This is a genomic window from Pantoea sp. B270 (assembly GCF_018726825.1).
In the GTDB taxonomy this organism is placed as follows: domain Bacteria; phylum Pseudomonadota; class Gammaproteobacteria; order Enterobacterales; family Enterobacteriaceae; genus Pantoea; species Pantoea dispersa.
This window is the reverse complement of sequence record NZ_JAHCSX010000003.1, coordinates 565,344-588,028: the sequence shown is the minus strand read 5'-3', so window position 1 is coordinate 588,028 and position 22,685 is coordinate 565,344. Positions and strand designations below refer to the sequence as shown.

Below are 22,685 nucleotides of genomic sequence, written 5' to 3'. Positions count from 1 at the left end.
CAGAAGCACGGCTTCGTTGTTGTATCGGTACGCACATTTACCGACAATAGCAGTCGATTTGGCTTAGCGGCCGTTTTTACGCAGCCGCTCGCAAAAAAGAGCGGCTATGCTGATGGGTATGCAAGGTGTGGTGATACCCTTTCCACCAGAGTTAACGCCCCTGCGGAATAGGGGCAGGCATTATTAACAGGAGTACGCGTGCCGCGATTTCATGCTTATTGCTTGGCCAGCCTGCTGCTTGCCGCACCTGCTGTTGAGGCAGCCAAAGTGCGACTGCAGCTGGAAGGCCTGACCGGGGAGTTACAGAAAAACGTCAGGGCGCGCTTGTCCACTATCGGCAGTGACGAGGTGTCGAACGACGGCCGTTTCCAGGCGCGCGTGGCTGCCGCGATCAAAGAAGGCCTGCGCGCGCTAGGCTATTACGAGCCGCAGATCGACTTTGAATCACGCCCGGCACCGCCGCAGGGTGGCCGTCCGGTGCTGATTGCCCGCGTCACCGCCGGTGAGCCGGTGAAGATTGGCGGCAGCACCATCGTGGTGGAAGGCGCCGCAAAAGACGATCCTGATTATCAGGCGTGGGTGAAGCAGGGCCGGCCGAAAGTCGGCAGCCAGCTCAATCACGGCGACTACGATAAATTTAAAAACGGCTTCTCCAGCCTGGCGCTGCGTAATGGTTACTTCGACGGTGACTTTAAGCAGAGCCAGCTTGGTGTCTCGGTAGAACGGCGCTTAGCGTTCTGGGATATCGACTACGACAGCGGCCCGCGCTATCGCTTCGGCGATGTCAGCTTTGAGGGCTCGCAAATCAATGAAGCCTATCTGCGCAACCTGGTGCCGTTCAAAAAGGGCGATCCCTACAGCTCACGCGATTTGGCCGAACTCAATCGTCGCCTCTCCGCCACCGGCTGGTTTAATTCTGTCGTCGTGGCACCTGAGTTCGATAAAGGGCGCCAGACCAAAGTGCTGCCGCTCAGCGCCGCCGTGTCGCCGCGCGTGGAGAACACCATCGAAGCTGGTGTCGGTTACTCGACGGACGTCGGACCGCGGCTGAAAGGTACGTGGAAAAAGCCGTGGATCAACGACAGCGGCCACAGCCTGACCTCCAGCGCCTATATCTCCGCGCCGGAGCAGCAGCTTGATCTCAGCTATAAAGTGCCGCTGCTGAAAAGTCCGCTGGAGCAGTACTACACCTTCTCCGGCGGCCTGAAACGCACCGATCTCAACGACACCAAATCGGACACCACCACGCTGGCGATGTCGCGTAACTGGGACAGCAGCTCCGGCTGGCAGCGCGCGGTTAACCTGCGCTGGAGTCTCGACCACTTTACTCAGGGCAGCGTCACCAACACCACCATGCTGCTCTATCCGGGCGTCAGCCTGAACCGCACCCGTTCGCGCGGCGGCCTGATGCCGACCTGGGGCGATTCACAGCGCTACTCGGTAGACGTGTCGGACACCACCTGGGGTTCAGACGTCGACTTCCTGATCCTGCAGGCGCAGAACGTGTGGATCCGCACGCTGGGCGAGAAGCATCGCTTTGTGGCGCGCGGTAACCTTGGCTGGATTGAAACCAACGATTTCGAAAAAGTGCCGCCCGATCTGCGCTTCTTCGCCGGCGGTGACCGCAGCATTCGCGGTTACAAATACAAAGATATCTCGCCGCGCGATGACGAAGGCAAACTCACCGGTGCCTCAAAACTGGCCACCGGCTCGCTCGAGTATCAGTACAACGTCTCCGGCAAATGGTGGGGCGCGGTATTCGTCGACTCCGGCGAAGCGGTCAACGACATCAAGCAGAGTAATGTTAAAACCGGTGCAGGCTTCGGCGTGCGCTGGTCTTCTCCGGTAGGGCCGATCAAGTTTGATATCGCGCGCCCGATTGGTGACGACAAGGAGCATGGATTGCAATTTTATGTAGGACTGGGGCCTGAACTATGAAGCTGTGGAAAAAGGTCCTGATCGGTATCGGTATTTTCGTGCTGGTGCTGTTGGCCAGCGTGGCGTTTCTGGTGGGCACCACGCCCGGATTGCATCTGTTGTTTAAAGGTGCCGATCGCTGGGTGCCGGGCCTGTCGATTAACAAGGTGGAAGGCGGCTGGCGCGATCTGACGCTGAGCGGCGTGAAATACCAGATGCCGGGCGTCAGCGTGGATGCCGGGCGCTTCCATCTGGCGCTCAACCTCAACTGCCTGCTGCACTCCTCGGTGTGCGTGAACGATATCGCGCTGCAGGACGTCAGCGTGGTGGTCGACAGCAAAAAAATGACGCCCGCCAGTGCGCCGCCGCCGGAAGAAGAGAGCGGCAGCAGCAATCTCAGCACGCCATACCCGATTACGCTGAGCCGGGTCAGCCTGCATAACATTAACGTCAAAGTCGATGACACCGCCATTTCGCTGCTCGACTTCACCAGCGGCCTGCAGTGGCAGGATCGCGCGCTGACGCTCAATCCCACCCATATCCAGAGCCTGCTGATCGCGCTGCCGAAGGCGGCGAAAGTGGCGGACGAACAGGTGGTGCAGCCTAAAGTGCAGCAGCCGCAGCCGGATGAGAAACCGCTGGGCGAAACGCTGCAGGCGATGTTTGCCGAGCCGCTGCTGCCGGCACTGCCGGATTTCCAGCTGCCGCTCGACATCGACGTGCAGCAGCTGTTGGGTGAGCAGTTGCGCATCACTGGCGATACGGACGTGGCGATTACGCGTCTGCTGCTGAAGGCCAAAACTACCGATCGGCATGTGCAGCTGGAGACCTTTGACGTCGACTCGCCGCAGGGGCAGATTAACGCCAGCGGCGATGCCCGGCTGGCGGATAACTGGCCGGTTAATTTTGTGCTCAACGGCTCGCTGAATCTCGATCCGATTAAAGGCGAGAAGATCAAACTGAACCTCGCCGGGGCAATGCGCGACGAGCTGAAGCTGGGCCTGAACCTCTCGGGGCCGGTGCGTGCCCAGTTGGACGCCGCCGCACAGCCGGCGGTCGCCGGTCTGCCGCTGTCGCTCAAACTCACCAGCCCGCAGCTGCGCTGGCCGCTGACCGGTCCGGTGCAGTATCAGGCGGATAATCTCGACTACCAGTTCAGCGGTAAAGCCACCGACTACGTGATGTCGCTGCGCACCGCGGTGAAGGGCGAAGCGGTGCCGCCGGCCACCATTACGCTGGACGGTAAAGGCAACGTGCAGCAGTTCAGCCTGGATAAACTTCGCGTGGCGGCGCTGCAAGGCAACATTGACCTCAGCGCGCTGGTGGACTGGAGCAAAGCCATCAGCTGGCGCAGCGAACTGACGCTGGCGGGCATCAATACCGCTAAACAGTATCCTGACTGGCCGGCGAAGCTCGACGGTAAAATCACCACGCGCGGCAGCCTGTACGGCGGTAGCTGGCAGCTCAGCGTGCCGCAGCTGGCGCTGAAGGGCAATGTGAAACAGAACGCGGTGAGCGCCGAAGGCTCGCTGACCGGCAACAGTTACAATCAGTGGAAAATCCCCGGCATTGACATCGCGCTGGGGCGCAACCATCTCGACGTGAAAGGCGAACTGGGCGACGCGCTAAATCTGGACGCCAGTGTCGATGCACCGCATCTGGATAACGCGCTGCCGGGCCTCGGCGGCGTAGCCAAAGGCACCATCAAGGCGCGCGGTACGCTGCAGGCGCCCCAGCTGCTGGCCGATCTTACCGCCAGCGGCCTGCGCTGGCAGCAGCTGCAGATCCGCCGTGTCACGCTGAGGAGCGATGTGAAATCCAGCGATCAGGTCGCCGGTAAACTGCAGCTGCGCGTGGAGCAGTTACAGCAGGACGCGCTTAAGGTCAGCCTGCTGACGCTCAACGCCGACGGTAACGAGAAGCAGCACCAGCTGAAACTCAACGTGCAGGGCGAGCCGGTCTCCGGCCAGCTGGCGCTCAACGGTAGCTTTGATCGCCAGACGCAGCGCTGGCAGGGCAATCTCAACAATACGCGTTTTGACACGCCGGTGGGCGAATGGCGCCTGACGCGCGCGATGACGATTGACTACCTGAACAGCAAACAGAGCGCCACCATCGGGCCGCACTGCTGGCAAAACCCCAACGCGCAGCTGTGCGTGCCGGAGCCGATCGAGGCCGGAGCCAGCGGCCATGCGCACGTGGTGCTGAACCGCTTTGATCTGGCGATGATCAAGCCGTTCCTTACCGATGCCACCCAGCTGAACGGCGTATTCAGCGGTGATGCGCGCGTGAACTGGACCGCCGACGGCGCGCTGCCGACCGGCACGGTGTCGCTTAAAGGAAACGGCGTAAAAGTGGTGCAGGATGTGCAGGGGAATAACCTGCCGATCGCCTTCGACACGCTCAACCTGAATGCGGCGCTGCGTAACGGACGCGCGCAGCTCGACTGGCTGATTCACATCGTGAATAACGGTCAGCTGAGCGGCAACGTGCAAATCGCCGATCCGGAGAATCGCCGCCAGCTGTCAGGCAACATCGGCATCAGCAACATTTCACTGGCGATGCTCAACCCGGCGCTGATGCAGGGCGAGAAGATCAAAGGCAACCTCAACAGCAATCTGCGTCTCGGCGGCACGCTGCAGCAGCCGCAGATCTTTGGTCAGCTGGGGCTGAGCGATGTTGATGTGGACGGCAGCTTTATGCCGGTCGATCTCACTTCGGCCAATCTCAACCTGGTGTTTAACGGCATGAGTTCCACTCTCAACGGCCTGATCCAGACGCAGCAGGGTAATCTCAATCTGGGCGGCAACGCGGACTGGAGCCAGCTGGATAACTGGCGCGCGCGCGTTACTGCGCAGGGCAGCCGTATTAGTGTTACCGTTCCGCCGATGGTACGAATGGACGTTTCGCCGGACCTGGCGTTTGAAGCCACACCGGCGGCGTTCAATCTTGACGGCAAGGTTGATATTCCGTGGGCGCGCATCACGGTGCAGGAAGTGCCGGAGAGCGCTACCGGCGTGTCGTCGGATGAGGTGATGCTGGATGAGAACCTCAAGCCGATTCAGCCGAAAACCGCCGCGATCCCAATCAACAGCAATCTGGTGATCCACGTCGGCAACGATGTGCGCCTCTCGGCCTTTGGCCTGAAAGCGCGCCTCAACGGCGATCTCAAACTGGTGCAGGATAAAACCGGCCTGGGCTTAAACGGACAAATCAATATTCCTTCTGGCCGTTTCCACGCGTATGGTCAGGATCTGATTGTGCGTAAAGGCGAGCTGCAGTTCGCCGGTCCGCCGGATCAGCCGTACGTCAACCTGGAGGCGATTCGTAACCCGGAAGCCACCGAGGATGATGTGACAGCCGGTCTGCGCGTCACCGGGCTGGCCGACGAGCCGAAGGTGGAGGTCTTCTCCGACCCGGCAATGTCGCAGCAGGAGGCGCTGTCTTACCTGTTACGCGGTCAGGGACTCAGCAGCGATGGCGACAGCAACGCCTTAACCTCGGCGCTGGTTGGACTGGGGGTTGCACAAAGTGGTCAGGTTATGGGTAAAATCGGCGAGACCTTCGGCGTCAGTAACCTTGCGCTTGATACCACCGGTGTCGGCGACAGCCAGCAGGTGCAGGTGAGTGGTTATGTGCTGCCGGGTCTGCAGGTAAAATACGGTGTTGGCATATTTGATTCACTGGCGACGCTCACTTTGCGTTATCGCCTGATGCCCAAACTCTATTTGGAAGCCGTGTCGGGTCTCGATCAGGCACTGGATTTGCTCTATCAGTTTGAGTTTTAGCAATGCGAATAATTGTCTACGGCAGTTTACGGCGCAAACAGGGAAATAGTCATTGGATGACCAATGCGCAATGGCTCGGCGACCATCAGATTGAAGGGTTTGCGCTCTACAATCTCGGTCACTATCCGGGCGTGGTTGAGGGGGACGGCACGGTGTACTGCGAAGTGTATCGCATCGACGCCAGCACCCTCGGCGAGCTGGATGCCTTGCGCAGTAAGAACGGCGAGTATAAGCGCCAGCTGATCCAGACGCCCTACGGCAGCGCCTGGCTGTACGTGTATCAGCGTTCGATTGCCGGTCGCACCCGCATCGCGAGTGGCGACTGGTTACGGCGCGATGACGCCGCAGAAGCGTAAATAAAAACACCGCCCAGTGGGCGGTGTTTTTTTATCTGCCGATCGCCATACATAGCGATGCGACAGCGCTGACAGAAAACTTACTTCTTCTGTGCGCGCTCGAAAGAGGAGATGATTTCAGCTTTAGCCGCTTCCGCGTTGTCCCAGCCGTCAACCTTCACCCATTTGCCTTTTTCCAGATCTTTGTAGTGCTCAAAGAAGTGGGTGATCTGCGCTTTCAGCAGTTCTGGCAGGTCGTTCACATCTTTAATGTGATCGTACTCTTTGCTCAGCTTGGTGTGCGGAACCGCTACCAGTTTGGCATCTTCACCTGATTCGTCGGTCATTTTCAGCACGCCCACCGGACGGCAGCGGATCACTGAACCTGGCTGCAGCGGATACGGGGTTGGCACCAGTACGTCAACCGGGTCACCATCCAGAGACAGCGTGTGGTTGATGTAACCGTAGTTGCACGGATAGAACATGGCGGTAGACATGAAACGGTCTACAAACAGGGCGCCAGACTCTTTGTCCACTTCATATTTGATCGGATCGGCGTTGGCAGGGATCTCGATGACGACATAGATATCTTCTGGCAGATCTTTACCTGCAGGCACCTGGTTCAAACTCATCTGGCTTTCCTTCATTAGTCGTAAGTTGAGTGACGGCTATTATAGCCAACTGACTCTGAAAGTATGCCCCCTTTTTGGCGTTTCGGAATGGTCCAGCAGGCTACTTGGTGGTGACAAACAGCGACACAATCCCTGCGGCGATGAGCGGCCCGACCGGCACGCCGCGAAAGAACGCCACACCAATCACCGTGCCAATCAGCAACCCGCCAATCACCGACGGCTGCACGCTCATTAAACTGACGCCGCGACCGCCGAGCCAGGCAACAAACACACCAACGATAATCGCCACAATGGATTGCCAGTTAGCAAAGGATTTCAGCAGCGACGAGGCTGGCAGCGTGCCGCTTGCCAGCGGTGCCATGACGGCCACGGTGAGAATAATGATACCAATCTGGATGCCCTGCTTTTCGACGTAGGGAAAGAACTGTGCCAGCGGCGTGAGCTTAATTACCAGCAGGATGAGAATCGAAATGGTGACGGCGCTGTTGTGGACGAAGTAGCTCAGGATGGCGAGGCAGATAAGTATGAGGGTCGAGGCGTAGGCAGCCATGGTTTCTCCGTGAATAATGGGCGCGCTGACCGTGGCCAGCGCTAAGCGTGTTTAACGCCCCCATTTATCAACAATCATCGGGATTGGCGCAACTGCCTTTGTTGATTGATTGCAGCATCAGCGCCTGGTTGCGCACCAGACTGACGCCCTGCGCGCCCACTGACAGCGCCGCCATGGAGCCCTGACTGCTGAGGAAATAGCTACGGCTGGCATCGATCCAGCTATCACGGTAGGCCAGCCAGGCGCGCTGCGCATTGCGCAGTTTGTCTTTGGGCTCACCGGTTAATTTCTTCATCAGCTGGCTATATTGCGCATTCATCTCTTTGTCCCACGCCTTATTGGCCGAGCTGTAGCACTGCGACATGCCGGCGGTGCTGGACTCTTTATTCAGGCATTGATTGAGCTGCTGATCGATAGGGTTTTGCTGTGCCATTGCCACGCTGGACGCGAACAGACAGGCGAGCGGAAGCCATTTTTTCATCGTTACATTCCTTGCTTTTAGCGCTACGAACTTCAGGAAATCTGAAGCGTAGATGATCGTAATCAGGTTGACCATCAATGAAGGATAAAGTTTCCCCCGGTCACTGCCGATAATCTCTCCGTTTTAGGGCTACTGGATTCTCCCTTTTTTAAAGCGCACGGGAATTATCATGATCACACAGCTATCTATACGCACGGCTTTACTCTCTCTTCTGGCCTTTATGACGCTGCTGCTGCTGGCAGTGAGCGGTATGGGCATCTACGCCATCAATTCCGGCAACCAGTCACTTGACGCCATCAACCGTATTCAGGGCATTGAACTCAACAGCCTGTATCAGAGCAACGCCGATCTGATGCGTGCCCGCGCCAGCGCCGCGCTGGCGGTGCGCAAAATCGAAATCGGCCTGCTGGACGAGGGCGCGACCGTCACCAAACAGGCGCAGGCGGATGTCGCCAGCTCGCAACGCCATCTGACCGCGTTTATTGATGCCGGTACCGTCACCGCGCAGGGCAAAAGCCTCGCCGATGCGGTCGCGGCCGCGTTCAACGCGTATCAGAAAGGTGCCATGGCACCCATGATGGATGCGCTGCAAAAGCAGTATACCGATGAGTATTACCAGGTGCTGGAAGGCAACCTGTCGCAGCTGGCGGCTAACTATTCGAAGGCAGTGAACGACTTCAGCCTGTATGCCGACGAAGTCTCTGCCGCACGTCTGGCGGCAGCGGCGCACAATGAACTGCAGATGAAGATCATGATTGGCGTCGCCGTCGCACTGACCCTGTTGCTGATTGCACTGGCCTGGCTGCTGCTGCGCCGCGCGCTATTGCGTCCGCTGGACGGGGCAATCCAGCATCTGGAGCAGATTGCAGCCGGCGATCTGTCGCAGCCGCTGCCGGCAGCGGCCAATAACGAAATCGGCCGTCTGAACCAGGCGCTGACGGGAATGCAGCTGGCGCTGCGCAACTCGGTCAGCCAGGTGCGTGAAGCCAGCCTGCAGATAGACGTCGGCAGCCGCGAGCTGTCCGCGGGCACGGTGCATCTGTCGCAGCGCACGGAGGAGTCGGCGGCCTCGCTGGAGCAGACTGCCGCCAGCATGGAGCAGCTCACGGCCACCGTCCGGCTTAACGCCAGCAACGCGCAGCAGGCCAATCAGCTGGCCAGTAGCGTGTCCGATACCGCCGATCGCGGCGCGGAAGTGGTGTGCTACGTGATGGAGAAAATGCGTGAGATCACCCACAGCTCCGATCGGATCGCCGATATTCTCAGCGTGATCGACGGTATAGCGTTCCAGACCAACATCCTGGCGCTCAACGCCTCGGTGGAAGCGGCGCGTGCCGGTGAGCAGGGGCGCGGTTTTGCCGTGGTTGCCAACGAAGTGCGCACCCTGGCCGGGCGCAGCGCCAGCGCCGCCAAAGAGATTCGTGAGTTGATCAGCGAATCACAGACGCGGGTCAAAGAGGGCAGCGACATGGCCACGCGCGCCGGCGAAACCATGGATGAGATCTCCAGCGAAGTAATGCGGGTCACCGCGCTGATGAAGGAGATCTCCATCGCCTCGGAAGAGCAGAGCCGCGGTATTGAACAGGTTAACCAGGCCGTGACGCAGATGGATGAAGCCGCGCAGCAAAACGCCGCGCTGGTGGAGCAGGCCAGCGCCGCTACGCAGTCGCTGGAAGCGCAGTCGCAGCAGTTGCAGGCATCTATGGCACAGTTCCGCGTGGCGACAGCATAATCAGGGTGGGGTCAGGGATGACCGGTAACGTTGCCTGCGTTCGCCCTGATGGATGGCGACGCGGGAGAAGATAACGCGGTAATTTACGCGGTGCGCATAAATGCGCACCCAACATAAACCGTGCCATCAACCTGTAGGGTCGCCATTAATGGCGACCGAAATCATTTACTGACAGGCATCACACGCGCAGGCATTTTAAATGCCCGCTGACATTACGCCTGATGTTCGTCCGGGAACTCACGCATGAAGCGTTCCACGTCGTCGACCATCGCATCATTACCGCAGAAGAACGGGCAGCGCTGGTGCAGCGTTTCCGGCTGAATATCGAGGATACGGTTTTTACCGTCGCTGGCTTTACCGCCCGCCTGTTCGGCGAGGAAGGCCATCGGGTTGCACTCATACAGCAGGCGCAGCTTGCCTTTCGGGTGGCTGGCGGTGCTGGGATAGAGATAAATGCCGCCTTTCAGCAGGTTGCGGTGGAAATCCGCCACCAGCGAACCGATGTAGCGCGAGGTGTAAGGGCGCTTCGTTGATACATCTTCTTCCTGGCAGAACTTCAGGTACTTTTTCACGCCCTGCGGGAAGCGGATGTAATTCCCTTCGTTGATCGAGTAGGTGTAGCCTTTTTCCGGGAAGGTCATGCGTTCGTGGCTCAGGCAGAACACACCGAGCGACGGATCGTAAGTGAAGGCATGAACGCCCACGCCAGTAGTGTACACCATCATGGTTGAGGAACCGTACACCACGTAACCTGCGGCAACCTGCTTGTGGCCCGGTTGCATGAAATCGGCTTCAGTGATCGGCGTGCCTGGCTCGCTAATACGATGATAAATTGAGAAAATGGTGCCGACGGAAACGTTAACGTCGATGTTCGAAGAACCATCCAGCGGGTCCATCAGTACTACATACTTACCGTTCTCCGAACCTTCAAAGATGACAAACTCATCTTCTTCTTCGGAAGCAATCCCCGCGACCACACCGCGCGCCTTCAGTGCCGCTTTCAGCTTTTCGTTAGCGAACAGATCCAGCTTCATCTGCTGCTCACCCTGCACGTTCTCTACGCCGCTGGCACCAAGAATATCCACCAGACCCGCTTTGTTGATGTCGCGGTGGATGATTTTTGCGCCCAGCTTGATGGAGGAAATCAGCGCCGTCAGTTCACCTGTGGCGTGAGGAAAGTCGTGTTGCTTCTCGACGATGAATTCGCCTAACGTTTTCATAACACATTCCCTGAATCTACGATGGAGTGGCAGCAGCTGTAACAAGCTACCAACGTATGCGTACGCAGTTTAGCCGATTGAACTTCAAAAACCATAGTCCTAATCCGTTTCTTCCCTCCGGACTCGGCGTTACACTGTGCGCCGAACTTTTGAGTAATGGATCTTTTTATGCGCATTCACATCCTTGGGATTTGTGGCACTTTTATGGGCGGACTGGCGATGCTGGCCCGCTCGCTCGGATACGAAGTGACCGGTTCAGATGCCAATGTCTATCCGCCGATGAGCACGCTGCTGCAACAGCAAGGCATTGAATTAACTGAAGGTTACGACGCCTCGCAGCTGGACCCGGAACCGGACCTGGTAATCATCGGCAACGCCATGACGCGCGGCAACCCGTGCGTGGAAGCGGTGCTGGAACGCAACATTCCTTACCTCTCCGGACCGCAATGGCTGCATGATTTCGTGCTGCGCGATCGCTGGGTGCTGGCGGTGGCCGGTACCCATGGCAAAACCACCACAGCCGGCATGGCAGCGTGGATTCTCGAGGCCTGCGGCCTGGAACCGGGCTTTATTATTGGTGGGGTGCCGGGTAACTTCGACGTATCGGCAAAATTAGGAAAAAGTCCATTCTTCGTCATCGAGGCGGATGAGTACGACTGCGCGTTTTTCGACAAGCGTTCCAAGTTTGTACACTACTGCCCGCGCACCCTGATCCTCAACAATCTTGAGTTCGATCATGCCGACATCTTCGACGATCTGCGGGCGATCCAGAAGCAGTTCCACCATCTGGTGCGCATCGTGCCGGGTCAGGGCAAGATCCTGCTGCCGGAACACGATCACAATATTAAGCAGGTGATGGCGATGGGCTGCTGGAGCGAGCAGGAGAGCGTGGGCGACAACGGCCGCTGGCAGGCGAAGAAGCTGGTGCCGGATGCCTCGCGCTGGGAAGCCTGGCTCGACGGCGAGAAAGTGGCGGAAGTGAACTGGGCGCTGGTCGGCGAACATAACATGCACAACGGCCTGATGGCGATTGCCGCCGCACGTCATGTTGGCGTGAAGCCGTGCGATGCCGGTGAGGCGCTGAACAGCTTCATTAACGCGCGTCGTCGCCTCGAGCTACGCGGCGAAGTGAACGCGATTAAGGTATATGACGATTTTGCCCATCACCCAACGGCGATTCTCGCTACGCTGGCGGCGCTGCGCAGTAAAGTCGGCGGCACCGCACGCATTCTGGCGGTGCTTGAGCCGCGCTCTAATACCATGAAGATGGGCGTGAGCAAGAACGAACTGGCCCCTTCGTTAGGGCGTGCCGATGAGGTGTTCCTGTTCCAGCCGCACCACATTCCGTGGCAGGTCGCGGACGTTGCGGACGCCTGCATTCAGCCGGCGCACTGGAGCGCGGACATTGATACGCTGGTGGAGATGGTGGCTAAAGCGGCGCAGCCGGGTGATTCGATTCTGGTGATGAGCAACGGCGGCTTTGGCGGGATTCATCAGAAACTGCTGGAGCGGTTAGGTAAGTAATGCGTGGCCGGTTCAGGGCCGAGAGGCGATCTGCCCTCATCCCAGCCTTCTCCCGCAAGCGGGAGAAGGGGCCGTCCGGTGCGGACGTCACATCCAGCGCTCGTCCTCAGCTACCTCAGCACTCTGCTTCAGCTACCCCAGCACTGCGCTTTACATTCCCTCTCCCGCTTGCGGGAGAGGGTTAGGGTGAGGGCAGGGAAACCGTCCGCAGCGGACTTACGCTTCAGCCAGCTCGCGCAGGTACTGGAAAATCTGGCGGGCGGCTTTTGGCGGCTTACTGGCGGCTTTCTCTTTCTGCGCGTTGCGGATCATACTGCGCAGCTGCTGACGGTCGGCGTGCGGATAGAGATTCAGCACTTCCGCCACCGCATCATCACCCTGCTCGATCAGCCGATCGCGCAGCTGCTCCAGCTTATGGAACAGCGCAACCTGCTGGTTGTGGCGGTTCTTCAGCTTATCCAGCGCCAGGCGGATTGGCTCTTCGTCGCGCTGACGCAGCATTTTACCAATCAGCTGCAGCTGGCGGCGGCGGCCTTCCTTCTTAATGCGCTGCGCCAGTTCAATGGCGTCACGCAGCTGTTCATCAAGCGGGATCTTATCCAGGGAGTTTTTCCCTAAATCCACTAACTCGGCGCCCAGGCGTTTCAGCTCCTCGGCGTCGCGTTTAATTTCACTTTTACTGACCCAGATAATCTCTTCGTCTTCTTCTTCCTGATTATCCGGCACATCGTCGAGCCAGTCTTCGGGCTGCTTCGTCATCTGTTGGCTCCCTAAAAAAAGAGGCTAATCCTACCAGTTTATCGGGCGACTGCGAAATTGTTCTCTGAGTCTGATAGACTCAATAAATTCATACTTAAGATTAGACGGCAGGTCGATGAACGTATCTACTCAGGTTGCAGAACAACGTAAAGTGTTGGAACAGGCTGTCGCGCAGGCGCTGGAACTGGCGCAAGCCAGCACCGACGGAGCAGAAGTGGCGGTCACCAAAACCACCGGAATCGGTGTCAGTACCCGCTACGGCGAAGTGGAAAACGTCGAATTCAACAGCGATGGCGCGCTTGGCATCACCGTCTATCACCAAAACCGCAAAGGCAGTGCTTCCTCGACCGATCTCAGCCCGGACGCGATTAAACGCACCGTGCAGGCGGCGATCGATATCGCGCGCTACACCTCGCCCGATCCCTGTGCTGCGCCGGCCGAGCGCGATCTGCTGGCGTTTGAGGCGCCGGATCTCGATCTCTATCACCCGTGGGAGATCGACGCCGATCGCGCCATCGAGCTGGCCGCGCAGGCCGAGCAGGCCGCGCTGCAGGCTGATAAGCGCATCACCAATACCGAGGGGGGCAGCTTTAACAGCCACGTCGGTATCAAAGTCTTTGGTAACAGTCACGGCATGCTGCAGAGCTACTGCTCGAGCCGGCATTCGCTGTCGAGTTGCGTCATTGCTGAGCACAACGGTGACATGGAGCGCGACTACGCCTACACCATTGGCCGCGCGATGGGCGATCTGCAAAGCGCCGACTGGGTGGGCGCGGAGTGCGCACGCCGCGTGCTGGCACGTCTTTCGCCACGTAAGCTGCCGACCATGAAAGCGCCGGTGCTGTTCGCGCCGGAAGTGGCCACCGGCCTGTTCGGCCATCTGGTGGGTATGATCAGCGGCAGCAGCGTTTACCGTAAATCCACCTTCCTGCTCGACGCGCTGGGCCAGCAGATTCTGCCGTCGTGGCTGACGATTGAAGAGAAGCCGCACCTGCTGAAAGGGCTGGCCTCGACGCCGTTCGACAGCGAAGGCGTACGCACCGAAGCGCGCGAAATCGTGAAAGATGGCGTGCTGCAGAACTGGCTGCTGACCAGCTATTCGGCGCGTAAGCTCGGCCTGCAAAGTACCGGTCACGCGGGCGGCATTCATAACTGGCGCATCGCCGGTCAGGGCCACAGCTTTGACGATCTGGTGAAGCAGATGGGACGCGGTTTGATCGTTACCGAAATGATGGGTTCCAGCGTCAGCGCCATGACCGGCGACTACTCGCGCGGTGCGGCTGGCTTCTGGGTTGAAAACGGTGAAATTCAATACCCTGTGAGCGAGATCACAATTGCGGGTAACCTCAAAGATATGTGGCTCAATATGGTAACGGTCGGTAACGACATTGAAACGCGCAGCAATATACAATGCGGATCGGTGCTGCTGCCGGAGATGAAAATCGCCGGACAATAAAGACATCGCTTGATGAAAGCAGCCCACAGCGGCTGCTTTTTTTTCGCCTGATAATAATTAAAGGAAAACGTTATGCGTAAGCATGTGATTGCTATGTTGTCTTTGTCGTTGCTGTTCTCTTCAGCCAGCCTGTTCGCGGCTGACCTGGAGCAGGATATGGATACTCTGAAAGACGGGCTAAGTGTCGTTAAGAAAACCTCTGATGCCCAGGAAATGCACGCTGCACTGGGCAAGATGCGTGCCGCTGCGCAGGATGCAAAAAAATCCACGCCGGAAAAACTGGAAGGTCAGGGCGCTGACAGCGCACAGATCAAGGATTACCACGCCGGTCTGGACTCACTGATTGCCCAGATCGACGTTGTCGACCAGCTGGCGCAGGCCAACAAGCTGGACGAGGCGAAAACCGAAGCGAAGAAACTGGAAGATATCCGTAACGCCAACCATAAGAAATTCCGCTGATAAACCGGGCCAGCCTGCAGGCTGGCCTTATTCCTGCCGCGGCTTCGCGTCATTCCACCGTTTTTATCCCGTTTTTTACCTCATTTCACGCATTTCGTGAGCGATCTCGCATAGTTCGTGCATCATGCGATCTGGCGCACAGTCGCCCGTGGGATTTCCACTTTGAGGTGGAAATGTTGCGTCTCCACACCGCCAGGCGGACAGCGTAATTTCTTCTCAACGCGAATTATCTGACATTGTCCGCTGTAAACAGGAGTAACAAGGTGAGGAGTGATGCTGTCCCGCTGAAACCGAGCACGCCGGAGGCAATCCAAGCGCTGGCGGATAAGGTGATGAATCAAATCGCGGCGCTGTATGCCGCGCACCACATTGCAGCCAATGCGGTGCAACAGCAAATGCTGGCCTCACATGTCCGCGCCATGGCGGCTCGCTCTCTCACCGGAGAGGCGCTGCCGGACGTCGAAGCCGAACTGTTTGAGGACATCTCGCCTGAGACCATGGCGCTGGCGCAGCAGGTGGTGGATCTGTTTGGCAATTTGCCTGTCGAAGAAGCCTGGCTGCTGTCGGTGCATATCGAAGTGGCGAAATCGAACGAAGCATGAATTGAGAGAGGAACGGAATATGGTAACGGTAGTGATTGGCGATCGTCTGGGTAAAGGACAGAAAGTGGCAGCTGGCGTGGAAAAAGCCGGCGGCCGGGCAGTAGTGGTGCCGGGCGTGGCGGCGGATATGAAACTGGGCGATGTGATGAAGGCGGAAAACGCTGATTTCGGCATCTCCTTCTGCGGCAGCGGCGGCGCCGGTGCCATCACCGCGCAGAACAAGTACGGCTACAAAGCCAAACACGGCATGCGTTCGGTTGACGAAGGGGTAACCGCCATCAACGAAGGCGCCACCGTGCTCGGTTTTGGCTTCATGGATAAAGAAGAGCTGGGTGAGCGTCTGGTGCAGGCCTGGAATAAAAAACACGGCAGCTAAGCATGAAACAACAGTATGAGACGCAGGTCACGGTGCAGGGCAAAGGCGACAGCAAAGCAAAAGCCTTCGCCGATGCGCTCAGCAAGGTGCAGCAGCAGGTGCTGCGCACCAGCCAGAAAATTCTGTTGCGCATTGAACCGCTCGATGTGCGGGTGCTGCGCGCGCAGGAGAGCGTGCGGAAGGAGAAATTTCTGTTCTTCTTCCTCGCGCGTGAACGGCGGAATTACAGCGTGGAGCTGGAAATTACCGTCAGCGTCACTGTGATCGACACCGAGAGCGTGACCTTCACAGCAACGTAAGAATAACGACAACAAGGGTAACAATATGTTTTTAATCATTTTGTTTAAGTCGTTGATCATAGGTGGATTAGTCGGCGTGGGCGTTGGAGCGGGCGCGGCGCGCATGTTCCACGCGCCTGTCACGCAGGGGATGGGTGCCTTCCGTACGCTGGGCGAGCTCAACTCCTGCGAGGGCGATCCGGCTTCGCACTTCTCCTTTGGTCTCGGCTTCTTCTTTAACGCCTGGGCATCCTCCGTTGCCGCGGGCTCCTTCACGCAGGATGTGGATCACCGCATTCTGCCGAACTGGGGCGCGGCCGCACTGATGGTAAAGAACCGCAACGTCGCGGAAACGCTGCATAACCCGAAACGCATGGCGATTGCCTGCGGCATCATCGGCATGATCGTGGTGGCGTTCCTGAACAGTACCGCTTCTGCCGTACCGGCTGCGCTGCAGGTGACCGCAGTAAAAGTGCTGGTGCCGGCGGCAAATCTGCTGGTGAACACGGTGATGCCGGTGATCTTCTGGCTGGCGGCGATAGATGCCGGTAAGAAATCGGGCTTCTGGGCAACCATTTTTGGTGGTCTGGCGCAGTTGATCATGGGTAACGCCGTGCCGGGTCTGGTGCTGGGCATTCTGATCGGTAAAGGCGTGGAAGAGAGCGGCTGGAACAAAGTCACCAAAGTGATGATGGCTGCGATTGTCCTGCTGTTTGTGCTGAGCGGCTTCTTCCGTGGCTTCGATGTGAAACTGCTGCAATCCTTCCAGCTCGGCATCCCTGGCTGGCTCGACATGATCCACAACAGCCTGAGCGGCAAATAAGGAGCCTTCAGCATGAACGAGAACGAAAACAAAGGGTTCTGGTACGCCGACTGGTCTTTCCCGCTGTTTGTCGGCCTGCTCTCCTCCGGCGTATTCGCCGGGACGCACATGTACTACCTGTACGGCATCGGTGCTTTTAACGAAGTGGCATTCGTTTCGATGCTGCGCTCCGGCATGGAAACCGGCGTGTACGGCGCGGTGGCGGCGTTTGGTGCCAGCTTCCTGTTTGCGCGCATCATTGAAGGCTCGCTGGTGGGGATTCTGGATATCGGCGGCGCGATTCAGACCGGCGTCGGCCTCGGTGTACCGGCTCTGCTGCTGGGAGCCGGTATCGTGTTTCCGGTGGCGAACTTTGCCGCCTCGCTGGCAACCGGGCTGGTGATTGGCGTGGCGATTGGCTACGTGATTATCCTCGCGCGTAAATTCACCATCAACCAGAGCGATTCCACCTACGGCGCGGACGTAATGATGGGCGCCGGGAATGCCTCCGGTCGCTTCCTTGGTCCACTGATTATTCTGTCTGCTATGGCGGCGTCGATTCCGATCGGCCTCGGTTCGCTGGTCGGTGCGCTGCTGTTTTACCTGTGGAACAAGCCGATTACCGGCGGCGCGATTCTCGGTGCCATGGTGCTCGGCGCTATCTTCCCGGTTTCGCTGTAAGCGCGAAATGGCTGCACAATCCCGTAGCGGCGCGATTTATCGCGCAATAAATTGCGCCGCTACGGCATGTGCGCTCTGTAAATGGGGGTTTTATGTTTGATCTGATTCTGCGCCGCGCGCGTCTGTGTGATGAACAGCTGGTGGATATCGCGATTAACGCCGGCAAAATCGCGGCGGTCGGTAAGGTGGACGGCGCAGCGCAACAGGAGCGCGATCTCGGCGGCCGCTACTACGTCAGCGCGGGCTGGATTGACAGCCACGTACACTGCTATCCCAAATCGCCGATTTACCACGACGAAGCCGACGCGATTGGCGTGGCGCAGGGCGTCACCACCGTGGTGGATGCGGGCAGCACCGGTGCCGATCACATCGACGACTTTTATCAGCTGACGCGCAGCGCGAAGACCGAAGTGCGCGCGCTGATCAACATCTCGCGCACCGGCATCGTCACGCAGAACGAACTGGCCGACATGGCGCAGATTGATGGCGAAGCGGTGGTGCAGGCGGTACAGCGTCGCCCGGACTTTATTGTCGGCCTGAAGGCACGCATGAGCAGCAGCGTGGTCGGCGACAACGGCATTCAGCCGCTGGTGCGCGCCAAAGCCATTCAGCAGGCGGCGGGCAATCTGCCGCTGATGGTGCATATCGGTAACAACCCGCCGGTGCTGGAAGAGATCGCCGCGCTGCTCACTTCCGGCGACATCATCACTCACTGCTTCAACGGCAAGCCGAACCGCATTCTGTCACCGCAGGGCGAGCTGAAAGCGGCGGTTAAGCAGGCGATCGCGCGCGGCGTGAAGCTGGATATCGGCCACGGCAGCGCCAGCTTCAGTTTTGCGGTGGCGCGCGAGGCGATTGCCCAGGGCATTCTGCCGGACACCATCAGCTCCGATATCTATTGTCGCAACCGCATCAACGGCCCGGTGCACAGCCTGGCGCACGTGATGTCGAAATTTTTCTCCATCGGCATGACGCTGCCGCAGGTGATCGCCTGCGTCACCGTTAATGCCGCAGCGGGTCTGCATCTGGCCGGTAAAGGGCATCTTACCGCCGGTTATGACGCCGATCTGACAATTTTTACCGTCAAAGAGGAAGCCCGCCCGTTCGTCGATGCTGAAGGCGAACGGGTCACGGGTGAGCAACATTTGCTGCCGCTGGCCGTGGTGATCGCGGGCCAGTGGCATCTGACTGAGGAAGGGAAAGCGCATCATGTCTTCGATTTATGAGAAATATGACCTGAAACAGGTGATCAACGCCTCCGGCCGTATGACCATTCTCGGCGTATCGACGCCGTCCGCCGACGTGGTGGATACTGTCAGCTACGGCCTTAATCACTACTTTGAGATCAAAGATCTGGTCAACAAAACCGGTGCCTATATCGCGCGCCTGCTGGAAGTCGAAAACGCGGTGGTGGTGTCCTGCGCCTCGGCCGGTATTGCCCAGTGCGTAGCGGCGGTGATCGTTAAAGATAACGACTGGCTGCTGGATAACCTGCACGCCGCGCCGCTCAGCGTGCCGCACGACATCGTGGTGCCGAAAGGCCATAACGTAAACTACGGCGCGCCGGTGGGCAGCATGGTGGCGCTGGGCGGCGGACGCCTGATTGAAGCCGGTTACAGCAATGAGTGCTCGCCAGAACAGCTGGCGGCGGCCATCACGCCGACCACCGCTGCGCTGCTGTACGTCAAGTCGCATCACTGTGTGCAGAAAAGCCATCTCAGCGTCGAACAGGCGGCGGTGGTCGCGCGCAAACACGGTATTCCGCTGATTGTCGATGCGGCGGCCGAAGAGGATTTGCAGTGCTATTACCAGATGGGGGCCGACCTGGTGATCTACAGCGGTGCCAAAGCCATTGAAGGGCCAACCAGCGGCCTGGTGATCGGCCGCAGCCAGTACGTCGAATGGGTAAAACGCCAGAGCAACGGTATTGGCCGCGCGATGAAAGTCGGCAAAGAGGGCATTCTCGGTCTGACTCAGGCGATTGAAAACTACCTGCTGCAGAGCAAAACCAGCGGCGCCGACATGGTGGCGAAGATGACGCCCTTTATCGATAACCTCAACACGCTGAACGGCGTCAGCGCACGCGTGGTGTGGGATGCCGCCGGTCGTGACATCGCCCGCGCTGAGATCAAATTTGATGAAGTGGTGACGGGCTGGCCAACCGGCGAGCTGGTGCAGGCGCTGAAAAACGGCGACATCGCCATCTATTTCCGCGGCTATAAAGCCAACGAAGGCATTATCGAAGTGGATGTGCGCAGTGTCAGCGCGGAACAGCTGCACATTATCTTTAGCCGCATCCAGGCGCTGCTCAGCGGAGGAAAACGCGCATGAATCTCAACCCCAATTTCTATCAGGGCCGTCTGTGCCTCAACGTGCTGGCTGGTTCAAAGCAGAATGCGCAGGCGATCTGGCAGGCGGCAGAAGGGCATGTGCTGGTCGGCGTTCTGTCGAAAAACTACGCCTCGAATGAGGCCGCGATTGCCGATATGCGCGAGTACGCGGCGCTGATTGATAATGCGCTGTCGGTCGGGCTGGGTGCGGGCGACCCGAATCAGTCGGCGATGGTCAGTGAAATCTCGGCGGAACTGCAGCCGCAGCACGTTAATCAGGTCTTTACCGGCGTGGCCACCAGCCGCGCGCTGCTCGGACAGCCACACACCATCGTGAACGGTCTGGTTTCACCAACCGGCACGCCGGGCAAGGTGAAAATCTCCACCGGTCCGCGCAGTTCGCAGGCGGCGGACGGCATTGTGCCGATCGCCACGGCGATCGCCATGCTGCAGGATATGGGCGGCAGTTCGGTGAAGTATTTCCCGATGGGCGGCCTGAAAGCGGTGGAGGAGTATCGCGCGGTGGCGGACGCCTGTGCGCACCATGATTTCTGGCTGGAGCCGACCGGCGGTATCGATCTCAGTAATTTCGAAGAGATTGTGCGGATTGCTCTGGAGGCCGGGGTCAGTAAAGTCATCCCGCACGTTTACAGCTCAATTATTGATAGCGCCAGCGGCGACACGCGCATTGACGATGTGCGTCAGCTTCTGGCAACGTGCAAGAAACTGCTGTAACAAATGAGTAACAGGTGAGGCTCCGTGAGATTTCCCAATCAGCGTTTAGCTCAACTCTTCGCGGCGCTGCAAAGCGAAACGCTGCCACAGGATGAGCTGGCGCGGCGTTTTTCCGTTTCAACGCGCACGGTGCGCACCGACATCACCGCGCTCAATGCGCTGCTGGAACAGCACGGCGCTCAGTTCGTGCTGGCGCGCGGCGCGGGCTATCAGCTAAAAATCGACGACGCGGTGCGCTTCGGCCGCCTGCAGCAGGAGAGTGCGGCACCGCTGCGGGTGCCGCGCACCTCGCAGGATCGGGTGCGCTATTTGCTGAGCCGCTTTCTCACCGCCGCGTATTCGCTCAAGCTGGAAGATCTGTCGGAAGAGTGGTTCGTCAGCCGCGCCACGCTGCAGAGCGATATGGCGGAAGTGCGCGAGTGGCTGGGCCGCTATCATCTCAACATCGAAACCAAGCCGCGCTACGGTATGAAACTGTTTGGCAGCGAGGCGGCGATTCGCACCTGCCTGACCGATCTGCTGTGGCAAATCGACCAGCAGACACCCGACAGCCCGCTGCTGACGGTCGAGGCGCTGCACAGCGGCATGCTGGCGCAGCTGCAGCCGCTGCTGGCGGAGTGCTTCACGCAGCACGCCATCCGGCTGAGCGATGAAGGCGAGCGCTACCTGCTGATTTACTGCGCGGTGGCGGTGCGCCGCATCAGCGAAGGCTTCCCGCTCAGCGATCCCGGCGCGGAGGATGTCGGCGAGGAGATACGCGAGGCGGCGCACGATCTGGTTAATCTGATGCGTCCGCTGGTGGGTAAAGGCATCTCGCAGGCGGAAGAGAACTGGCTGCGCGTTAACATTGCGGCGCGGCAGATTCAGGCGCTGGCCCCCAGCACCATCAATGCGGATGACGCGGATGCGCTGGTGGATTACCTGCTTAACTACATCAACACCCATTACAACTACCGGCTGCAGCAGGATGAGCAGCTGCGCGCCGATCTGCTCACGCACATCAAAACCATGATCACCCGCGTGCGCTATCAAATCCACATTCCCAATCCGCTGCTGAGTAACATCAAGCAGCACTATCCGATGGCCTACGATGTGACGCTGGCGGCCGTCACCAGCTGGGGCAAATACACGCCGTATACCATCAGCGAAAACGAGATTGGCTTTCTGGTGCTGCACATCGGCGTCGGGCTGGAGCGACATTACGATGTCGGCTATCAGCGACACCCGCAGGTGTTGCTGGTTTGCGACAGCGGCAACTCCACGCTGCGCATGATCGAGGCGCTGCTGCTGCGCAAATACCCGCAGCTGGTAGTGACGGCGCGGCTGTCGCAGCGTGACTACGAGGTGCGTGCGCACATTGATGAAGATTTTGTCATTTCTACCGCGCGGCTCAGCGAGAAGAACAAGCCGGTAGTGATGATGTCGCCGTTCCCTACGGAGTTTCAGCTGGAACAGCTCGGCAAGCTGGTGCTGGTGGACCGTACCCGGCCTTACATGCTGGAGAAGTACTTCGACGCGCAGCATTTCATGGTGCTCGACCGGCCAATGAGCCAGTCGGCGCTGTTCCGCCTGTTGTGCGATCGGCTCGAAGCGGAGGGCTATGTCGATGCTGATTTTTATCCTTCGGTTGAAGAGCGTGAAGCGATTGTCAGTACCATGCTGGGCGAAGGGATTGCGCTGCCACACTCGCTGGGATTACTGGCTAAAAAAACCGTGGTTTATACCGTGCTGGCACCGCACGGCGTAAGCTGGGGCGATGAGACGGCCTCAGTGATTTTCCTGCTGGCGATCAGTAAGAGTGAATACGAGGAGGCGATGGCGATTTACGATCTGTTTGTCACCTTCCTGCGCGAAAGGGCGGTGACAAGACTGCGCGACTGCGCTGATTTCGTCAGCTTTAAAGCAGTGGCGATGGATTGTCTGAGCCGGTTGTGATGGGGATGGGTGCGGTTTGTCCCTCACCCTAACCCTCTCCCGCAAGCGGGCGAGGGGACCGATCCAGCGGCGTGTGAGTTCAGGCGCTGATCC

Annotated in this window: 21 protein-coding genes; 16 read left to right on the top strand and 5 right to left on the bottom strand. The window is 58.7% G+C overall.

Going from position 1 to position 22,685, the window contains the following annotated elements; translation table 11 throughout:
- The first annotated feature begins 198 nt into the window (after nt 1-198).
- Genes KOL70_RS22160 through KOL70_RS22150 form a run of 3 tightly spaced genes read left to right on the top strand, consistent with a single transcriptional unit; the run spans nt 199 to nt 6,061 of the window.
- Nucleotides 199-1,938, top strand: coding sequence for an autotransporter assembly complex family protein (locus KOL70_RS22160; protein ID WP_031280152.1), 1,740 nt, complete (start codon nt 199-201; stop codon nt 1,936-1,938).
- Nucleotides 1,935-5,705: a translocation/assembly module TamB domain-containing protein gene (locus KOL70_RS22155; protein WP_215481612.1), complete on the top strand. Its 3,771-nt coding sequence runs from the start codon at nt 1,935-1,937 to the stop codon at nt 5,703-5,705. The genes KOL70_RS22160 and KOL70_RS22155 overlap by 4 nt, the downstream gene beginning before the upstream one ends.
- A 2-nt stretch (nt 5,706-5,707) precedes the next feature.
- Nucleotides 5,708-6,061 (top strand): gamma-glutamylcyclotransferase, encoded by a 354-nt coding sequence (locus KOL70_RS22150; RefSeq protein WP_031280151.1) that lies wholly within the window; start codon nt 5,708-5,710, stop codon nt 6,059-6,061.
- Nucleotides 6,062-6,141: 80 nt separating this feature from the next.
- On the opposite strand, the gene ppa is transcribed toward KOL70_RS22150, so the two are convergent.
- From ppa to KOL70_RS22135, 3 genes are all read right to left on the bottom strand, one after another.
- Nucleotides 6,142-6,672, bottom strand: coding sequence for an inorganic diphosphatase (gene ppa / locus KOL70_RS22145; RefSeq protein WP_021509737.1), 531 nt, complete (start codon nt 6,670-6,672; stop codon nt 6,142-6,144).
- 100 nt (nt 6,673-6,772) lie between these two features.
- Nucleotides 6,773-7,222 (bottom strand): DUF441 domain-containing protein, encoded by a 450-nt coding sequence (locus tag KOL70_RS22140; RefSeq protein WP_021509736.1) that lies wholly within the window; start codon nt 7,220-7,222, stop codon nt 6,773-6,775.
- Nucleotides 7,223-7,289: 67 nt separating this feature from the next.
- On the bottom strand, nt 7,290-7,703 hold the full coding sequence (locus KOL70_RS22135; protein ID WP_215481611.1) for a lysozyme inhibitor LprI family protein: 414 nt from the start codon (nt 7,701-7,703) through the stop codon (nt 7,290-7,292).
- Between the two features lie 172 nt (nt 7,704-7,875).
- On the opposite strand from KOL70_RS22135, the gene KOL70_RS22130 reads away from it, so the two are divergent.
- A complete protein-coding gene (locus KOL70_RS22130) occupies nt 7,876-9,435 on the top strand; it encodes a methyl-accepting chemotaxis protein (protein ID WP_058759892.1) in 1,560 nt (519 codons plus the stop codon).
- Nucleotides 9,436-9,647: 212 nt separating this feature from the next.
- On the opposite strand, the gene fbp is transcribed toward KOL70_RS22130, so the two are convergent.
- Nucleotides 9,648-10,655: a class 1 fructose-bisphosphatase gene (gene fbp / locus KOL70_RS22125; protein WP_021509731.1), complete on the bottom strand. Its 1,008-nt coding sequence runs from the start codon at nt 10,653-10,655 to the stop codon at nt 9,648-9,650.
- Nucleotides 10,656-10,823: 168 nt separating this feature from the next.
- Here fbp and mpl point away from each other — a divergent pair, with 168 nt between their 5' ends.
- The gene (mpl, locus tag KOL70_RS22120) at nt 10,824-12,179 is read left to right on the top strand and encodes a UDP-N-acetylmuramate:L-alanyl-gamma-D-glutamyl-meso-diaminopimelate ligase (protein WP_215481610.1); all 1,356 of its coding nucleotides are present in this window, start codon (nt 10,824-10,826) and stop codon (nt 12,177-12,179) included.
- 216 nt (nt 12,180-12,395) lie between these two features.
- Here mpl and yjgA read toward each other — a convergent pair whose 3' ends face one another.
- On the bottom strand, nt 12,396-12,938 hold the full coding sequence (yjgA, locus tag KOL70_RS22115) for a ribosome biogenesis factor YjgA (protein ID WP_058759857.1): 543 nt from the start codon (nt 12,936-12,938) through the stop codon (nt 12,396-12,398).
- A gap of 115 nt (nt 12,939-13,053) precedes the next feature.
- Between yjgA and pmbA the strand changes: the two genes are divergently transcribed.
- From pmbA to KOL70_RS22060, 11 genes are all read left to right on the top strand, one after another.
- The gene (gene pmbA / locus KOL70_RS22110; RefSeq protein WP_058775743.1) at nt 13,054-14,394 is read left to right on the top strand and encodes a metalloprotease PmbA; all 1,341 of its coding nucleotides are present in this window, start codon (nt 13,054-13,056) and stop codon (nt 14,392-14,394) included.
- 72 nt (nt 14,395-14,466) lie between these two features.
- Entirely contained in the window at nt 14,467-14,853 is a 387-nt protein-coding gene (gene cybC / locus KOL70_RS22105) for a cytochrome b562 (RefSeq protein WP_021509728.1), read from the top strand.
- A 263-nt stretch (nt 14,854-15,116) separates the two neighbouring features.
- Nucleotides 15,117-15,455 (top strand): glycine dehydrogenase, encoded by a 339-nt coding sequence (locus KOL70_RS22100; protein WP_010617110.1) that lies wholly within the window; start codon nt 15,117-15,119, stop codon nt 15,453-15,455.
- A 19-nt stretch (nt 15,456-15,474) separates the two neighbouring features.
- Nucleotides 15,475-15,831, top strand: a complete 357-nt coding sequence (locus tag KOL70_RS22095) for an SFCGS family glycine-rich protein (protein ID WP_021509727.1) — start codon at nt 15,475-15,477, stop codon at nt 15,829-15,831.
- A 2-nt stretch (nt 15,832-15,833) separates the two neighbouring features.
- Nucleotides 15,834-16,130, top strand: coding sequence for a DUF4312 family protein (locus KOL70_RS22090; RefSeq protein ID WP_021509726.1), 297 nt, complete (start codon nt 15,834-15,836; stop codon nt 16,128-16,130).
- Between the two features lie 25 nt (nt 16,131-16,155).
- Nucleotides 16,156-16,932, top strand: coding sequence for a DUF4311 domain-containing protein (locus tag KOL70_RS22085; protein WP_021509725.1), 777 nt, complete (start codon nt 16,156-16,158; stop codon nt 16,930-16,932).
- A 12-nt stretch (nt 16,933-16,944) separates the two neighbouring features.
- Nucleotides 16,945-17,592: a DUF4310 family protein gene (locus KOL70_RS22080; RefSeq protein ID WP_021509724.1), complete on the top strand. Its 648-nt coding sequence runs from the start codon at nt 16,945-16,947 to the stop codon at nt 17,590-17,592.
- A gap of 92 nt (nt 17,593-17,684) precedes the next feature.
- Entirely contained in the window at nt 17,685-18,818 is a 1,134-nt protein-coding gene (locus tag KOL70_RS22075; RefSeq protein ID WP_215481609.1) for an amidohydrolase/deacetylase family metallohydrolase, read from the top strand.
- A complete protein-coding gene (locus KOL70_RS22070) occupies nt 18,802-19,923 on the top strand; it encodes a DgaE family pyridoxal phosphate-dependent ammonia lyase (protein ID WP_058781129.1) in 1,122 nt (373 codons plus the stop codon). The genes KOL70_RS22075 and KOL70_RS22070 overlap by 17 nt, the downstream gene beginning before the upstream one ends.
- A complete protein-coding gene (locus tag KOL70_RS22065) occupies nt 19,920-20,657 on the top strand; it encodes a KDGP aldolase family protein (RefSeq protein ID WP_021509721.1) in 738 nt (245 codons plus the stop codon). The genes KOL70_RS22070 and KOL70_RS22065 overlap by 4 nt, the downstream gene beginning before the upstream one ends.
- 24 nt (nt 20,658-20,681) lie before the next feature.
- Nucleotides 20,682-22,592: a transcription antiterminator gene (locus tag KOL70_RS22060; protein WP_058781130.1), complete on the top strand. Its 1,911-nt coding sequence runs from the start codon at nt 20,682-20,684 to the stop codon at nt 22,590-22,592.
- Nucleotides 22,593-22,685: the final 93 nt, after the last annotated feature.

What these genes read in the sequence shown, in the direction of transcription:
- yjgA (WP_058759857.1), bottom strand. Translation starts at nt 12,938, where the DNA reads ATGACGAAGCAGCCCGAAGACTGGCTCGACGATGTGCCGGATAATCAG.
- KOL70_RS22140 (WP_021509736.1), bottom strand. Translation starts at nt 7,222, where the DNA reads ATGGCTGCCTACGCCTCGACCCTCATACTTATCTGCCTCGCCATCCTG.
- mpl (WP_215481610.1), top strand. Translation starts at nt 10,824, where the DNA reads ATGCGCATTCACATCCTTGGGATTTGTGGCACTTTTATGGGCGGACTG.
- pmbA (WP_058775743.1), top strand. Translation starts at nt 13,054, where the DNA reads ATGAACGTATCTACTCAGGTTGCAGAACAACGTAAAGTGTTGGAACAG.
- KOL70_RS22090 (WP_021509726.1), top strand. Translation starts at nt 15,834, where the DNA reads ATGAAACAACAGTATGAGACGCAGGTCACGGTGCAGGGCAAAGGCGAC.
- KOL70_RS22135 (WP_215481611.1), bottom strand. Translation starts at nt 7,703, where the DNA reads ATGAAAAAATGGCTTCCGCTCGCCTGTCTGTTCGCGTCCAGCGTGGCA.
- fbp (WP_021509731.1), bottom strand. Translation starts at nt 10,655, where the DNA reads ATGAAAACGTTAGGCGAATTCATCGTCGAGAAGCAACACGACTTTCCT.
- KOL70_RS22085 (WP_021509725.1), top strand. Translation starts at nt 16,156, where the DNA reads ATGTTTTTAATCATTTTGTTTAAGTCGTTGATCATAGGTGGATTAGTC.
- KOL70_RS22150 (WP_031280151.1), top strand. Translation starts at nt 5,708, where the DNA reads ATGCGAATAATTGTCTACGGCAGTTTACGGCGCAAACAGGGAAATAGT.
- KOL70_RS22070 (WP_058781129.1), top strand. Translation starts at nt 18,802, where the DNA reads ATGTCTTCGATTTATGAGAAATATGACCTGAAACAGGTGATCAACGCC.
- KOL70_RS22065 (WP_021509721.1), top strand. Translation starts at nt 19,920, where the DNA reads ATGAATCTCAACCCCAATTTCTATCAGGGCCGTCTGTGCCTCAACGTG.
- KOL70_RS22155 (WP_215481612.1), top strand. Translation starts at nt 1,935, where the DNA reads ATGAAGCTGTGGAAAAAGGTCCTGATCGGTATCGGTATTTTCGTGCTG.
- KOL70_RS22080 (WP_021509724.1), top strand. Translation starts at nt 16,945, where the DNA reads ATGAACGAGAACGAAAACAAAGGGTTCTGGTACGCCGACTGGTCTTTC.
- KOL70_RS22075 (WP_215481609.1), top strand. Translation starts at nt 17,685, where the DNA reads ATGTTTGATCTGATTCTGCGCCGCGCGCGTCTGTGTGATGAACAGCTG.
- cybC (WP_021509728.1), top strand. Translation starts at nt 14,467, where the DNA reads ATGCGTAAGCATGTGATTGCTATGTTGTCTTTGTCGTTGCTGTTCTCT.
- KOL70_RS22095 (WP_021509727.1), top strand. Translation starts at nt 15,475, where the DNA reads ATGGTAACGGTAGTGATTGGCGATCGTCTGGGTAAAGGACAGAAAGTG.
- ppa (WP_021509737.1), bottom strand. Translation starts at nt 6,672, where the DNA reads ATGAGTTTGAACCAGGTGCCTGCAGGTAAAGATCTGCCAGAAGATATC.